This is a genomic window from Sutterella massiliensis, assembly GCF_016899755.1.
GTDB classification, from domain to species: Bacteria; Pseudomonadota; Gammaproteobacteria; order Burkholderiales; family Burkholderiaceae_F; genus Sutterella; species Sutterella massiliensis.
Window position 1 is genome coordinate 1 of record NZ_JACJJC010000382.1, and the last position, 304, is coordinate 304.

General features: G+C 63.2%; 1 protein-coding gene. It reads left to right on the forward strand.

The window, feature by feature from the left end:
- Positions 1-304, forward strand: a 304-nt coding sequence (locus H6A60_RS13005; protein ID WP_205105284.1) for a hypothetical protein, incomplete at both ends; no start/stop codon positions are given.

The following is a 304-nucleotide window of genomic DNA, read 5'->3' on the forward strand; positions in this document are numbered from 1 at the left end:
CGCCGATGTGACGGCTGTTCTCTACGTCGCCAAGGCGCTTCAGGTTCAGGACGGCTCCATCACGGTCGACGGCAGCAAGGCCGAACTCGGCAACTTTGCGCCCGCCGCGGGTTCCGTCACGATTGCCGCCAAGGGCCTCGCCCTGATCGATGCCGCTGCGCTCTCGGATGCGAATGTTGCGGCCGTTGCGGCGAAGACGGTCGACATTCAGAAGGACGCGCAGGTCCGCATCGCCAACTTGACGGGCGACCTTGAAAATGCGGTTCTCTTCGACGCTTCCGAAAAGCTCACGGTGGTCGAAGAC